Annotated in this window: 13 protein-coding genes; 8 read left to right on the top strand and 5 right to left on the bottom strand. The window is 60.1% G+C overall.

All coding sequences use genetic code 11. The features are described from left to right. Nucleotides 1-8: 8 nt before the first annotated feature. The 3 genes from dgcA to FPB55_RS01475 all read right to left on the bottom strand — a co-directional run bounded on the left by dgcA (nucleotide 9) and on the right by FPB55_RS01475 (nucleotide 3,670). A complete protein-coding gene (dgcA, locus tag FPB55_RS01485) occupies nucleotides 9-2,069 on the bottom strand; it encodes a dimethylglycine demethylation protein DgcA (RefSeq protein WP_019096852.1) in 2,061 nt (686 codons plus the stop codon). 15 nt (nucleotides 2,070-2,084) lie between these two features. Beyond that, nucleotides 2,085-2,615 carry a DUF5943 domain-containing protein gene (locus FPB55_RS01480; RefSeq protein WP_029886397.1) on the bottom strand — a complete coding sequence of 177 codons (531 nt, stop codon included), beginning with the start codon at nucleotides 2,613-2,615 and terminating at the stop codon, nucleotides 2,085-2,087. A 77-nt stretch (nucleotides 2,616-2,692) separates the two neighbouring features. Beyond that, nucleotides 2,693-3,670 (bottom strand): dipeptidase, encoded by a 978-nt coding sequence (locus FPB55_RS01475; protein WP_009682902.1) that lies wholly within the window; start codon nucleotides 3,668-3,670, stop codon nucleotides 2,693-2,695. A 285-nt stretch (nucleotides 3,671-3,955) separates the two neighbouring features. On the opposite strand from FPB55_RS01475, the gene FPB55_RS01465 reads away from it, so the two are divergent. The 3 genes from FPB55_RS01465 (at nucleotide 3,956) to FPB55_RS01455 (ending at nucleotide 5,890) form a co-directional block, all read left to right on the top strand. Continuing rightward, on the top strand, nucleotides 3,956-4,372 hold the full coding sequence (locus tag FPB55_RS01465; protein ID WP_033690412.1) for a lysozyme inhibitor LprI family protein: 417 nt from the start codon (nucleotides 3,956-3,958) through the stop codon (nucleotides 4,370-4,372). Between the two features lie 134 nt (nucleotides 4,373-4,506). Then, nucleotides 4,507-5,199 carry a hypothetical protein gene (locus FPB55_RS01460; RefSeq protein WP_144187398.1) on the top strand — a complete coding sequence of 231 codons (693 nt, stop codon included), beginning with the start codon at nucleotides 4,507-4,509 and terminating at the stop codon, nucleotides 5,197-5,199. Between the two features lie 73 nt (nucleotides 5,200-5,272). Further along, on the top strand, nucleotides 5,273-5,890 hold the full coding sequence (locus tag FPB55_RS01455) for a hypothetical protein (protein WP_115293263.1): 618 nt from the start codon (nucleotides 5,273-5,275) through the stop codon (nucleotides 5,888-5,890). A gap of 3 nt (nucleotides 5,891-5,893) precedes the next feature. Here the strand turns inward: FPB55_RS01455 and FPB55_RS01450 are convergent, their stop codons facing one another. Continuing rightward, nucleotides 5,894-6,841, bottom strand: coding sequence for a GlxA family transcriptional regulator (locus FPB55_RS01450; RefSeq protein ID WP_115293262.1), 948 nt, complete (start codon nucleotides 6,839-6,841; stop codon nucleotides 5,894-5,896). 142 nt (nucleotides 6,842-6,983) lie between these two features. On the opposite strand from FPB55_RS01450, the gene choX reads away from it, so the two are divergent. From choX to FPB55_RS01430, 4 genes are all read left to right on the top strand, one after another. Beyond that, nucleotides 6,984-7,928: a choline ABC transporter substrate-binding protein gene (gene choX / locus FPB55_RS01445; RefSeq protein WP_115293261.1), complete on the top strand. Its 945-nt coding sequence runs from the start codon at nucleotides 6,984-6,986 to the stop codon at nucleotides 7,926-7,928. 122 nt (nucleotides 7,929-8,050) lie between these two features. Beyond that, nucleotides 8,051-8,935 (top strand): 3-keto-5-aminohexanoate cleavage protein, encoded by an 885-nt coding sequence (locus FPB55_RS01440; RefSeq protein WP_115293260.1) that lies wholly within the window; start codon nucleotides 8,051-8,053, stop codon nucleotides 8,933-8,935. Nucleotides 8,936-8,998: 63 nt separating this feature from the next. Then, nucleotides 8,999-9,964, top strand: coding sequence for an L-carnitine dehydrogenase (locus tag FPB55_RS01435; RefSeq protein WP_115293259.1), 966 nt, complete (start codon nucleotides 8,999-9,001; stop codon nucleotides 9,962-9,964). A gap of 10 nt (nucleotides 9,965-9,974) precedes the next feature. Continuing rightward, nucleotides 9,975-10,442, top strand: a complete 468-nt coding sequence (locus FPB55_RS01430) for a thioesterase family protein (RefSeq protein ID WP_009682893.1) — start codon at nucleotides 9,975-9,977, stop codon at nucleotides 10,440-10,442. A 91-nt stretch (nucleotides 10,443-10,533) separates the two neighbouring features. On the opposite strand, the gene FPB55_RS01425 is transcribed toward FPB55_RS01430, so the two are convergent. Continuing rightward, nucleotides 10,534-12,480, bottom strand: coding sequence for a reprolysin-like metallopeptidase (locus tag FPB55_RS01425; RefSeq protein WP_238706614.1), 1,947 nt, complete (start codon nucleotides 12,478-12,480; stop codon nucleotides 10,534-10,536). A gap of 378 nt (nucleotides 12,481-12,858) precedes the next feature. Here FPB55_RS01425 and FPB55_RS01420 point away from each other — a divergent pair, with 378 nt between their 5' ends. Then, a complete protein-coding gene (locus FPB55_RS01420; protein ID WP_009682891.1) occupies nucleotides 12,859-13,116 on the top strand; it encodes a hypothetical protein in 258 nt (85 codons plus the stop codon). The last annotated feature ends 28 nt before the right edge of the window (nucleotides 13,117-13,144 follow it).

The following is a 13,144-nucleotide window of genomic DNA, read 5'->3' as shown; positions in this document are numbered from 1 at the left end:
CGGTGCGATCAGAAGTCCTTGCACAGGCGCAAGGCGTCGTAGATCGCCGCATGCACGTTGCGCTGGGCCACGCAGTCACCGATGCGGTACAGCAGGTAGCCTTCGCCCGGCTGGCTGAGGATCGGCTGTGGCTTGATGGCGAACAGCGCCTCCACGTCGATCTGGCCTTTGTTGCGCGAACCTTCCTTCAGCGCGTAATACAGCTGCTCGTCAGGGCGCACGCCGTTTTCCACCACCACCTGGTCAACCACGCGCTCTTCCTTGGCGCCGGTGTACTCGTTCTCCAGCACCGCCACCAGCTTGTCGCCTTCGCGGTAGACCTTTTCCAGCATCATGTCGCCGGTCATGATCACTTCTTTCGGGTACATGCTGCGGTAGTAGGTCGGGAAGGTAGTACCGCCCATGGCCACGCCCGGCTTGATGTCGTCGGTGACGATCTCGACCTGGCTGCCCTTGTCGGCGATGAAGTCGGCCACCGACATGCCGGTGAACTCGCAGATGGTGTCGTACACCAGCACGTTCTTGCCCGGCGCAACCTTGCCGTCGAGTACGTCCCAGCTGCTGACCACCAGCCCTTCGGCGGCGCCCCAGTGTTCGTTCTGCTCAAGGAACGAGTGGCCACCTACCGCCAGCACGATCACGTCCGGGCGCAGGTCCTGGATCGTCGCCACGTCGGCGGCGGTGCCCAGGCGCAAGTCAACCTTCAGGCGCGCCAGCTCCAGCTGGTACCAGCGGGTAATACCGGCAATCTGGTCACGTTGCGGTGCCTTGGCGGCGATGGTGATCTGCCCGCCGATCTGGTCCTTCTTCTCGAACAGGGTCACATCGTGGCCACGCTCGGCGGCCACCCGGGCCGCTTCCATGCCCGCCGGGCCGGCACCTACCACCACCACCTTGCGCTTCACGCCAGTGGTCTTCTCGATGATGTGCGGCACGCCCATGTATTCACGGGAAGTGGCGGCGTTCTGGATGCACAGCACATCCAGGCCCTGGTACTGGCGGTCGATGCAGTAGTTGGCACCGACGCACTGCTTGATCTGGTCGATCTGGCCCATCTTGATCTTGGCGATCAGGTGCGGGTCGGCCATGTGCGCACGGGTCATGCCGACCATGTCCACGTAGCCACCTTCGAGAATGCGCGTGGCCTGGTTCGGGTCCTTGATGTTCTGTGCGTGCAGCACGGGGACCTTGACCACTTCCTTGATACCGGCCGCCAGGTGCAGGAACGGCTCTGGCGGGTAGCTCATGTTCGGGATGACGTTGGCCAGGGTGTTGTGGGTGTCGCAACCCGAGCCGACCACACCGATGAAGTCGAGCATGCCGGTCGCGTCGTAGTAGGCCGCGATCTGCTTCATGTCTTCGTGGCTGAGGCCATCGGGGTGGAACTCGTCGCCACAGATACGCATGCCCACGCAGAAATCGTCACCGACTTCGGCGCGCACAGCCTTCAGCACTTCCAGGCCGAACTTCATGCGGCCCTCGAACGTGCCGCCCCATTCGTCGGTACGCTTGTTGACCCGCGGGCTCCAGAACTGGTCGATCATGTGCTGGTGCACTGCCGACAGCTCGACACCGTCCAGGCCGCCCTCTTTGGCGCGACGCGCGGCCTGGGCGTAGTTACCGATCACCCGCCAGATCTCTTCCACCTCGATGGTCTTGCAGGTGGCGCGGTGCACCGGTTCGCGAATACCCGAAGGCGACATCAGGGTCGGCCAGTTGAAGCCGTCCCAACGCGAGCGACGGCCCATGTGGGTAATCTGGATCATGATCTTGGCCCCATGCTTGTGCATGGCGTCGGCCAGGTTCTGGAAGTGCGGGATGATGCGGTCGGTGGAAAGGTTGACCGATGCCCACCATTCCTGGGGGCTGTCGATGGCCACCACCGACGAACCGCCGCAGATCGCCAGGCCGATACCGCCCTTGGCCTTTTCTTCGTAATACTTCACATAGCGGTCGGTCGTCATGCCGCCGTCAGTGGCGTAGACCTCGGCGTGCGCGGTGCTGAGCACGCGGTTGCGGATGGTCAGTTTGCCGATCTGGATCGGCTGGAACATTGCTTCGAATGCCATGACGCTATCTCCGGCTTACAACGGCTTTGTAACGAACAGGCCATCTTCGTGGCCTTCTTCCGACCCGCCATAGACCTGTTCGGCCACAGTGCGGATAGCGCTGCCGCGGGCAGCGAGAATCTGGTCCATGGCGCCGGCGAACCAGCCGGTGAACATGTAGTCGACCTTGCGGCCGCACTTGCCATAGACGTATACGAACGCAGAGTGCTTGAGCTTGACGCTGCAGGTGCCTTTATCCAGGTCGATGTCCTGGATCTCGAACAGGCCCCAGCCACGCTGGCTCAGGCGCTTCATGTAATGCTCGAACACCGCCACGCCTTCCAGGCCATGGCACTCGGCTTCTTTTTCACACCAGTGCCAGGCGGACTTGTAGCCGGCCTTGTAGAGAATCTCGGCGTACTTGTCGGCGCCCAGTACCTCTTCGATACCCATGTGGTTGTTTACGAAGAAATGGCGCGGCACGTACAGCATCGGCAGGGCGTCGCTGGTCCAGACACCGGTCTCGCTGTCGACTTCGATTGGCAATTGCGGGGCGATTTTGGCCATGGAAACTCAACTCCATAAAAATTTTTGTTTGGGTGCCCCGGCGTTGCTGGCAGGGGCATTCAGGCTTGGAGAGCGGCTTATTCGCCCCACACGTCCTTGAGGACGTTGACCCAGTTCTCGCCCATGATCTTGCGCACCACGCGCTCGGAGTGGCCGCGCTTGAGCAAGGTTTCGGTGAGGTTGGGGAATTCACCCACGGTACGGATACCCAGCGGGTTGATGATCTTGCCGAAGTTGGTCAGGCGGCGGGCGTAACCCTTGTCGTGGGTCAGGTACTCGAAAAAGTCCTGGCCGTGGCCTTGGGTAAAGTCGGTACCGATGCCGATCGCGTCTTCACCCACGATGTTCATGGTGTACTCGATGGCTTCGGCGTAGTCGTCGATGGTCGAATCGATACCCTTGGCCAGGAACGGGGCGAACATGGTCACGCCAACGAAGCCGCCGTGGTCGGCGATGAACTTCAGCTCGGCGTCGGACTTGTTGCGCGGGTGCTCCTTGAGGCCCGATGGCAGGCAGTGCGAATAGCACACCGGCTTTTTCGATTCGAGGATGACTTCTTCGGACGTTTTGGAGCCGACGTGGGACAGGTCGCACATGATGCCGACGCGGTTCATTTCGGCGACGATCTCGCGACCAAAGCCCGACAGGCCGCCGTCGCGCTCGTAGCAACCGGTGCCCACCAGGTTCTGGGTGTTGTAGCACATCTGCACGATGCCAACGCCCAGCTGCTTGAACACGTCGACGTAGGCGATCTGGTCTTCGAAGGCGTGGGCGTTCTGGAAGCCGAAGAGAATGCCGGTCTTGCCCAGTTCCTTGGCCTTGCGGATGTCGGCGGTAGTGCGCACCGGCATTACCAGGTCGCTGTTGTCGCGGATCAGCTTCTGGCTGGCGGCGATCTGGTCGACGGTTGCCTTGAACCCTTCCCACACCGATACCGTGCAGTTGGCCGCAGTGAGCCCGCCTTTGCGCATGTCCTCGAACAGCTCGCGGTTCCACTTGGCAATGATCAGGCCGTCAATGACGATACTGTCGGCGTGAAGTTCGGCTGGGCTCATCAGGCTGTCCCCTTTTATCGAATGGGTTGGCGCCAAACCTTGTGCCGGCGCTTTGGGGCCAGCATATGCCTGTGCCCAAAGGCGCCCCGATGCAAAAACGACAGGGGGTTTGCCGAAAGCGTCAATGCGCGACAACAGGGCATCTGGCGCGCGGGCTGGCGATGCGAGACAGTCTCGACAACGGCATTTGCGGCCACTTCATGAACATTTGGTCAGGTAGCTACCACCAGAGCGCAGGCTGAGCGAGAATCCCTGCGATTCGACAGCCAGGTGAGGGGAAAAAGGATGAAATCAATGGCATGGCTGGCGCTGCTGGCCGTTGTGAGCGGGGCCCAGGCCAGCGAGGAAGAAAGCACACCTTGCGACAATGTGGAAACCGACCAGCAAACCTTCGCCTGTGCAGCATTCAACAAGCAGGTCGCCGAGCGTGAGCTGCAGTCGGCCTACGACGAACTCGCCGCGCGCATGCGTGACCAGTTCGGCGACGAAGCCGGCCTGATGTCGCGAATAGAGGCAGCCGAGCAACTCTGGCGTCAACTGCGTGATGCAGATTGCAAGGTCGAAACCCACGCTGAACAGCCAGGCAGCAAGGCCTACCAGACCGCCTGGAACAGCTGCATTGCACAGCGCAGCGATGAGCGGGCGGAATACCTGCGCAGCCTGGGCCTGCAAGACGGTGACGAACCAGCCCCCGAAGATTGATCAGCACCAGAGAAGGACCAACGCCCGAGGAACAACATGCCGCTGATGCCCCGTGCGTCATTGCTCGATAGTGCCCTCCGACCACGTGCTCAGCATGTGTGTCTTGAAATTCAAAACTATCAAGGAATTACAAAGTGGCTGACATCAAAGTTGAAATGGAAAAAATCCGCAAAGAGGGCCAGGAGCGCGTTGCCGCTACCGGCCAGGCCATCTGCGTTTTCGCTAACAATGTGCCTGCCGACGTTGCCCAAGACATCCTGTCCGGCCTGGGCTTGATGACCGCACTGGCCAACAAGAAGTTCAACAAGGAAACCCAGCAGCGCGAGTGGTACAACTTCTACAACGATGGCCTGATCAAATTCGGCTGGACCATGACAGGTACTGCACATGCCGAAGATGCCATTGATGAGGACAACCTGACCCTGGCAGATCTGATCACCAAGTCCGTCACCATCAGCGTTGCCGCGGACCCTCGCCGCGCCGCCTGCGCCAGGCGTGCTCTGCAGGTTGTCGTGCAGAAGCCGGAAGTCAAGGCACACCTGGAAAAGCACAGCCATAGCGAATCCGGCAAATCGAGCAACTTCGTGGTAGCCCAGTGCGAAATGACGCCACAAGGCCTGCCCGCCATGTACATGACCAGCTTCCAGGCCAGCTACGACTCGAAGATCGAGCGTGAGGGCGCCCTGACCCGCAAGGTCGACAAAACGTCTACCCGCGTCTACCGCGCTTCGCAACAAGGCACGTTCAGCGTTCGTCACTTCGACGCTGCGCGGGAACTTGTGAACGAGAAAGTCAAAAAAGACCTGGGCGAGTTTTTCACTAGCTGATGAGCGAGGCCGGGTACCAGAAGGTGCTGGTACCCGGTTCTGGTCATGTGCAGCCATCGAGGAACAATGCCACATGAGCGATACAAGCCTGGACACCCGAATATTCGAGGAGCGGCTAAGAATAAAGCCTGCCCCCTGGCTGACACTCGAGACATGGGAAGATTTGCAGCTATGCCTGCGTCATTCACAAGCATTGGCCAATGAAAGCTACTCGATGGAGACCCAGCCTCGGCAATGGTTCGCGCACGCCCTCGCCACCTTGAAATCATTGAAATTCAGCCTGTGTGAACATACACACAAAACCATTGTGTATGAGCCGCACTTGCTTGCGCTCAGCGATGTATACAATGGCTTTCTACCGCCACCGCGCGCCAAAGGGCCATGGTTCAAAAGCCTGGAAGAAAATATTCAAAACGCCCTGCAGTCGGCGGGTGCACGTAAATTCACCGTCATGAACGCTTCTTCACATCTAAGTATCGAAATGGACCATGAAGGTGACCAGGTTCCGGTGGCGATCCTGTTTTATACCTACTGCGTTACCGACCCGGTCGAGCCCACCCGAAAGTTGAACCTGACATTCGACCATCTGGGTGCACGCTTCAATGCAGAAGGTTTTGCCCCGCTTCGCAAGGACCTGCAAGCGAGCAACCGGGAAAAACTGAGGGCGATTCTCGAGCGCGAGCTTGAGTGACGCTCATTTGGGGCCGCCCGGCCGACGTTCCTCCCGCGGGCACCGCCCAAACTTCAGCTTGTAGCGCCGCGTAAAATACGATGGAAGTTCAAACCCGCACGCAATGCTGACCTGGGTCACCGACATGTCGGTCTGGGCCAACAGCTGACGCGCCTTGTCCAGCCGTAACGCGAGATAGAAACTGCTGGGTGTGGTATCCAGGTGTATGCGAAACAACCGCTCCAGTTGACGCCTCGTGACCTTGATCGCGGCTGCCAGATCCAGCGTGGTCAGTGGTGGCTCGAAGTGTTTTTCCATTTCGCCAATGGCATGGATCAGCTTCTTGTTACTGATGCCGTAACGCGCGCCGATCTGCATGCGCTGGTGGTCCTGGCGCTGACGGATACGCCCCAGCACGAACTGTTCGGACACTTTCACCGCCAGTTCGCTGCCATGAGCCTGGGCAATCAAGTACAGCATCAGATCGATCGAGGCCGTTCCGCCTGCGCAGGTGATGCGGCTGCGGTCAATCTCGAACAGCTCCTGGGTGGCCTGAAGACCTGGATAGCGTTCCTTGAAGGCCTCCAGCGCCTCCCAATGCAACGTCGCCCGGTAACCCTCGAGCAGCCCCGCCTCGGCCAACACCATCGCACCGGTGTCGATACCCCCAAGCATGACAGCGTCATGGTTGAGCCGGCGCAGCGCATGCAACAGTTTGGGCGCGACATGGGCAAGTGGTTCGAAGCCCGCAACCACCAGCAGGATGTCGGGCGGCTCGCCCTCCCCCAGAGCGGCATCGGCATTGATGGACATGCCATTGCTCGCCAGCACCGCCTCACCGTTCAGGCTCAGCACCTGCCACCGGTACAACGGCCCGCCAAAACGATTGGCTACCCGCAGTGGTTCCACCGCAGAAATGAACCCCATGGCGGAAAAACCGGGCACCAACAGAAAGGCAATCGTCTCCATCATCCCCCTCCACAGAAACTGGTCGCCCAGGTGCTAATTCCTGTCGCTAGCGTGCGCTTGGGCAAGATGGCGCCAGCGTAGCGTATTCACACGGCCCAGAGAGACCGAACCCCATAACAATATGCCCTGCCGATGGAGAGCCACCATGCACAGCTTGATCCGCCGCAGCCTGTTGACCCTTGCCCTGAGCAGCATCGCCACTTCCCCACTGTTGGCCGCCGAACCCGCGGCCTGCAAGAACGTCCGCCTGGGCGTGGTCAACTGGACCGACGTCATTGCCACCAGCGCCATGGCTCAGGTGCTGCTCGATGGCCTGGGCTACCAGACCAAACAGACCAGCGCTTCGCAGCAGATCATTTTTGCCGGCATCCGCGACAAGCGCCTGGACATGTTCCTGGGTTACTGGAACCCGATCATGACCCAGACCATCACCCCGTTCGTCGACGCCGGGCAGGTCAAAGTGCTCGACAAGCCAAGCCTGGAAGACGCCCGCGCCACCCTCGCCGTGCCGAAATACCTGTATGACAAGGGCCTGAAAACCTTTGCCGATATCCACAAGTTCGAAAAGGAACTGGGCGGCAAGATCTATGGCATCGAGCCAGGCTCGGGGGCCAATACGCAGATCAAGGCCATGATCACCAAGAACCAGTTTGGCCTGGGCAAGTTCCAGCTGGTCGAGTCCAGCGAAGCGGGCATGCTCGCCGCGGTCGACCGCGCCGTGCGGCGCAAGGAAGCCGTGGTGTTCTTCGGCTGGGCACCGCACCCGATGAACGTGAACATCGACATGGCCTACCTGGGTGACAGCCAGGACGCCCTCGGCCCCGACGAAGGCCGTGCCACGGTGTGGACGGTGACCGCGCCGGACTACGCCGAACGCTGCCCCAACGCCAATCGCCTGCTGGCCAACCTGAAATTCAGCGCCGAGGACGAGAGCCGCATGATGCAGCCGCTGCTCGACCACAAGGACGCGCTGGAGTCGGCCCGCCAGTGGCTGAACGACCACCCGGATGACAAGGCGCGCTGGCTGGAAGGGGTGACCACCTTCGATGGCAAGCCGGCGGCGGGCAACCTCAAGCTTACCGCCAACTGACAGGGCCTCTTCGCGGCTGAACCCGCTCCCACAGGGCATACCTGGGCAGGGCCATCACGGTCCCCTGTGGGTGCGGGCTTGCCCGCGAAAAGGCCAGCACATACACCACAAGGAACCGCACCATGAACCACGACGTCATCATCACCTGCGCCCTTACCGGAGCCGGCGACACTGCCTCGAAAAGCCACCTTGTCCCCGTCACCCCCCGGCAAATCGCCGACGCTGCCGTAGAGGCTGCCAAGGCGGGCGCCACCGTGGTCCACTGCCACGTGCGCGACCCGCAAACCGGCCGCTTCAGCCGTGACGTGGCGCTGTACCGCGAGGTCATGGAGCGCATTCGTGAAGCCGACGTGGACATCATCGTCAACCTCACCGCCGGCATGGGGGGTGACCTGGAAATCGGCCCGGGTGAAACGCCACTGGAGTTCGGCGCCGGCACCGACCTGATCGGCCCGCTGGAGCGCCTGGCCCACGTGGAAGCGTTGTTGCCGGAAATCTGCACCCTCGACTGCGGCACCCTCAACTTTGGCGACGGCAACTCGATCTACGTGTCCACCCCTGCGCAACTGCGCGCCGGCGCCAAGCGCATCACCGAACTGGGCGTGAAGGCAGAACTGGAAATCTTCGACACCGGCCACTTGTGGTTCGCCAAGCAAATGATGAAGGAGGGCCTGCTGGACGACCCTCTGTTCCAGCTATGCCTGGGCATCCCGTGGGGCGCGCCGGCCGACACCACCACCATGAAAGCCATGGTCGACAACCTGCCGGCCAATGTTACCTGGGCGGGTTTCGGCATCGGGCGCATGCAGATGCCGATGGCAGCGCAGGCCGTGTTGCTGGGCGGCAACGTGCGGGTGGGGCTGGAAGACAACCTGTACCTGGACCGTGGCGTGCTGGCCTGCAATGGCCAGCTGGTCGAACGGGCGGTGGAGATCATCTCGCGCCTTGGCGCCCGTGTACTGACCCCGGCCGAGGGCCGGGAAAAAATGAACCTCAAGCGCCGCTGATCCCGCCCGATCCCCCAAGGACTGGCGCCAATCCTGAGCATTCTTTTAGCCTGAGGACTCGATATGCCCTTCATCACCGAGATCAAGACCTTCGCCGCGCTGGGTAGCGGCGTGATCGGCAGCGGCTGGGTGGCCCGCGCCCTGGCCCACGGCCTGGACGTGATCGCCTGGGACCCTGCACCTGGCGCGGAGCCGGCGCTGCGCAAGCGTATTGCCAATGCCTGGCCAGCGCTTGAGAAGCAGGGGCTGGCGCCCGGCGCGTCACAAGCCCGCCTGAAGTTCGTCGCCACCATCGAGGAATGCGTACGCGATGCCGATTTCATTCAGGAAAGCGCGCCAGAGCGGCTGGACCTGAAGCTCGACCTGCACGCAAAAATAAGCGCCGCGGCCAAGCCCGAGGCCATCATCGGCTCCAGCACTTCCGGCCTGCTGCCCAGCGAGTTCTACGAGTCTGCCACGCACCCGGAGCGCTGCGTGGTGGGCCACCCGTTCAACCCGGTTTACCTGCTGCCGCTGGTGGAAATCGTCGGTGGCAAACGTACCGCGCCCGAAGCCATCGAGGCGGCGAAGGTCATCTATACCGCCCTGGGCATGCGCCCGCTGCACGTGCGCAAGGAAGTGCCAGGTTTCATTGCCGACCGCCTGCTCGAAGCACTCTGGCGCGAGGCCCTGCACCTGGTGAACGACGGCGTGGCGACCACCGGTGAAATCGACGACGCGATCCGCTTTGGCGCCGGCCTGCGCTGGTCGTTCATGGGCACCTTCCTCACCTACACCCTGGCCGGTGGCGATGCAGGCATGCGCCACTTCATGTCGCAGTTCGGCCCGGCGCTGAAACTGCCGTGGACCTACCTGCCCGCACCGGAACTGACCGACAAGCTGATTGACGATGTGGTGGACGGCACCTCGGCGCAACTGGGTGAACGCAGCATTGCCGCCCTGGAACGCTATCGTGATGACACCCTGCTTGCAGTGCTTGAAGCCGTAAAGAGCAGCAAGCAAAAGCACGGCATGTCGTTCGGCGAATGAGGAGCCCACAATGCCCGCACTGATCACCTACCGCACCCCGGTCCAGGAGGACTGGGTGGACTACAACGGGCACCTGCGCGATGCCTTTTACCTGCTGATTTTCAGCTACGCCACCGATGCGCTGATGGAGCGCATCGGCCTTGATGCCGACAGCCGAGGGCAGAGTGGGCATTCGCTGTTCACCCTGGAGGCGCATATCAACTACCTGCATGAAGTGAAGCTTGGCACCGAGGTGTGGGTGCAGACGCAGATCATCGGTTTTGATCAAAAGCGCCTACACATCTACCACAGCCTGCATAGGAAGGGATTCGACGGAGTATTGGCGGCTAGCGAGCAGATGCTGCTGCACGTCGACCTGGCAGGGCCTAAAGCGGCACCGTTGAGCCCAATAAGTATTCAGATACTCCAAGAGCTGCTTCATGACCAACGCGACCAGATGGCAGCTTGCTTCGTAGGCCGCCAAATCACGTTATCTTGAACGGCAGCAGCTGCCAAACCAGCGCAGACGGGTTACTAATTGATTCCGTCTGCACTGGTACGACCTTCAAGCAGCGGGGATCCAACCAGGGCTATTGCCTGCCGAAGGAAACACGGTGCACGGAGCCGTTCATGTAACCACCCCCTGCATGCGTGCGAACAAGCCCCTGCGGCAAATCACTGCCCACGTCCCAATTTCTGATCTGGAAGTTGCCCTGATAGCTCCCTGTGAAGCAAAGACTTCGACGGTCGTCGGTGTTAAGGAAACAAAGCTTGGAGTTGCCACCGGGGAAAGCGTACACCTTCGCGGAGCGTGATTTTCCGCTGGCTACTGCATCGCATCCTGGAAAGTCTGAAATCTTGCGCACATAGCCATGGGACAGGCGGAATGTGCAGGTATCACCTCGATAGTCTGCAAGAGAATAAAGTTGAATGGTTACGGACGTGTCCAGCGTGTACACGATATTTCGAATTTTTCCGATCAAAGGTGTACTACCAGGAGGGATTTCTCGCTCCAGCCCATCAGGCAATGTGCCTGACGCATCAAGGTCCGCCACCTGAAAAGCACCCGTGTAAGAACCGCGGTAACAGGCAAAGTCAAAATCGGTGGCGTAGAAACACAACCTCATTCCAGCTTTGAAATTCTTAACTTTAACCGAATGTACTTCATTGCAGTTGGGGCGTATGTCATTGGGGAGAAACTCTAGGCTGCAATGGCGCCCAGAAAAATTCTTTTCGGGGTAAAATTCCAACTCCATAGGTGGCGCAAGCGGCACGGGATAGAAGTTCTCTACCTTTTCCCTGGCTTCGTTAAAGAGGCGCGCGACATCATGATGTGCCTCAGTCCCAAGAGGAATGCCCTGGTACGTCAGCCGAGGGTTTGAGTGGTACGCAACCCTCGGGCACGCTGGCGAGCATCCATACGACATCTGCGTGCTGAACCTGGGCGTTCCTGTATAGCGATAGCCAAACTTATAGGGCGGACTGCCCTCGCCCTTGCCTTCCTCCCAGTTATGATCGGCGCCCAAGTTATGACCGAGTTCGTGAGCAAGCGAGTCGGTACAACTAATGACCGAGTGAGCCTGGGCTTTACTTGGCGCAATCCAGGCCTTACCGCATAGCGCAGTCGCTGCAGAATACATTGAAACCATATCCGCTCCCAACGCTTCCCTCCTGCGCAAGACATTCCCCGCGAATGGTTGGGCTAGACGGATATCATCCAGTTGCTGCTTGTAATCTCTTCCGGTTTCGTCGTAAGGCTCATCAAAAAAACCGGCCAGCTCATATGTGATCTGCACGTCGCTGTTTTTCATGTACTGGTTAGCATTGAACAGCGCCAGGGCGAGCTCAAGCCGATAGTACGGGCTTTTGGCCCTTCGTTGATTAGTGGCCAGAAACATCACGCGTATTGTGCTGTGCGCTGACAGCGGAGCTTTCCCTTGGGTATCAGCGCGCGCCTGCCCTGCTGGGTCGACGAGGGGTTCGCCTTCCGCAGGAAGCTTGGATTCATCAACCTTGATCAGCACATACTGACCCGAGCCGATTGAATCCAGCCGATAACGCTGCCCTTCGACAACTACGCGGCCCACCAACTTGTCCCCCTCACGCACCAAAGAGAGGTAGTAAAGCGGATCGTTTTCGATCTCCGAAGCAGATGCCGCATGGGCCGCTTTCCATGACGAATGCTTGTAGCCCACCCAACCGTCAATACCCGGTGTGATGGTGGTGAAATCGCGTAAATGAAACTGCGCGGTTTTACCGTCCGGTAAGCTCACCGCCAAATCCTGCGTTTGCTGGCTGATAAGAGCCGGGTTGATCTTCACCAGCGTAAACTCTGCGTTCGCAGGGTCGGCCAGCAATGTGGCCAGGTTGCCGCTAGCCGTGTCTAGCAGGCCTTTGCGCGTAGGGGTGGGTTCAAGGGTGAACAGTTGGGCTGGGGTACTTGTGGCTGCAGTCACGGTGGGGCCAGAGGACGAACATCCCCCAAAAAACATCACCGTTGAAGCCAGCAGGATCCTGTTCCAGATTGCCGTTTTCACATTGCCGCTCCTGAGGATACTCATCACCCTCAGCAGATCACTAGCGCAGCTTTACTGTCACCTGACAAAAATGCCAGGTGGATGGATGTGCAGGAACACGCAGTTGGTTTAAAACAAAAAATAACCCCGGAAAGCCGTGAGCATCCGGGGCCAAGAGCGAGCAACATCCACTGTGCATGAACGAGGGTGACCAAACCCCCTGGTACCGTGAATGGCCTCAGTGTGGGGCCTGGGAAGGCGCTGGATTTAGCCGTAAACGACCTGTTCTTAGCCATGGCAGCCATGCCGGCATTCTGTTGTTGCGGGTCTGTCGCCCGCGTCACAGAATCGGTCGTAAATCACAGCAGCACTCTCTTCGCGATAAAAGGGACAACAGCCATGATGCATGCGGATTTGATTGATCAGGACGACCTGGCAGGCCACCTGCGGGCGCGTGGGTTCGACATTCCAGCCGGGGCCACTGCCGAGCAGGCCTGCGAGGCAGTGGTGCGCGGGCTGACCGAGCCCAATGCACGGGCCCTGAAGGGAATGGTGGAACAGATGTATACCGGTAGCGCGACGATTCTGCCGGCGGTACGCCAGGCCATCGACAAGCAGTTGTTGCCGGCATTGGCGCAGTTCAACAAGCGCGCCTGATTTCTCCTTACGGCCCTATCGCCGGCAA

It is taken from the genome of Pseudomonas sp. BJP69 (genome assembly GCF_007633355.1).
In the GTDB taxonomy this organism is placed as follows: Bacteria; Pseudomonadota; Gammaproteobacteria; order Pseudomonadales; family Pseudomonadaceae; genus Aquipseudomonas; species Aquipseudomonas juntendi.
This window is presented reverse-complemented; position numbering and strand designations above follow the sequence as displayed.

Excerpts from the sequence above, each read along its gene's own strand:
- FPB55_RS01450 (WP_115293262.1), bottom strand. The coding sequence starts at position 6,841 with ATGATGGAGACGATTGCCTTTCTGTTGGTGCCCGGTTTTTCCGCCATG.
- FPB55_RS01420 (WP_009682891.1), top strand. The coding sequence starts at position 12,859 with ATGATGCATGCGGATTTGATTGATCAGGACGACCTGGCAGGCCACCTG.
- FPB55_RS01475 (WP_009682902.1), bottom strand. The coding sequence starts at position 3,670 with ATGAGCCCAGCCGAACTTCACGCCGACAGTATCGTCATTGACGGCCTG.
- FPB55_RS01435 (WP_115293259.1), top strand. The coding sequence starts at position 8,999 with ATGCCCTTCATCACCGAGATCAAGACCTTCGCCGCGCTGGGTAGCGGC.
- FPB55_RS01465 (WP_033690412.1), top strand. The coding sequence starts at position 3,956 with ATGAAATCAATGGCATGGCTGGCGCTGCTGGCCGTTGTGAGCGGGGCC.
- FPB55_RS01440 (WP_115293260.1), top strand. The coding sequence starts at position 8,051 with ATGAACCACGACGTCATCATCACCTGCGCCCTTACCGGAGCCGGCGAC.
- choX (WP_115293261.1), top strand. The coding sequence starts at position 6,984 with ATGCACAGCTTGATCCGCCGCAGCCTGTTGACCCTTGCCCTGAGCAGC.
- FPB55_RS01430 (WP_009682893.1), top strand. The coding sequence starts at position 9,975 with ATGCCCGCACTGATCACCTACCGCACCCCGGTCCAGGAGGACTGGGTG.
- FPB55_RS01480 (WP_029886397.1), bottom strand. The coding sequence starts at position 2,615 with ATGGCCAAAATCGCCCCGCAATTGCCAATCGAAGTCGACAGCGAGACC.
- FPB55_RS01455 (WP_115293263.1), top strand. The coding sequence starts at position 5,273 with ATGAGCGATACAAGCCTGGACACCCGAATATTCGAGGAGCGGCTAAGA.
- dgcA (WP_019096852.1), bottom strand. The coding sequence starts at position 2,069 with ATGGCATTCGAAGCAATGTTCCAGCCGATCCAGATCGGCAAACTGACC.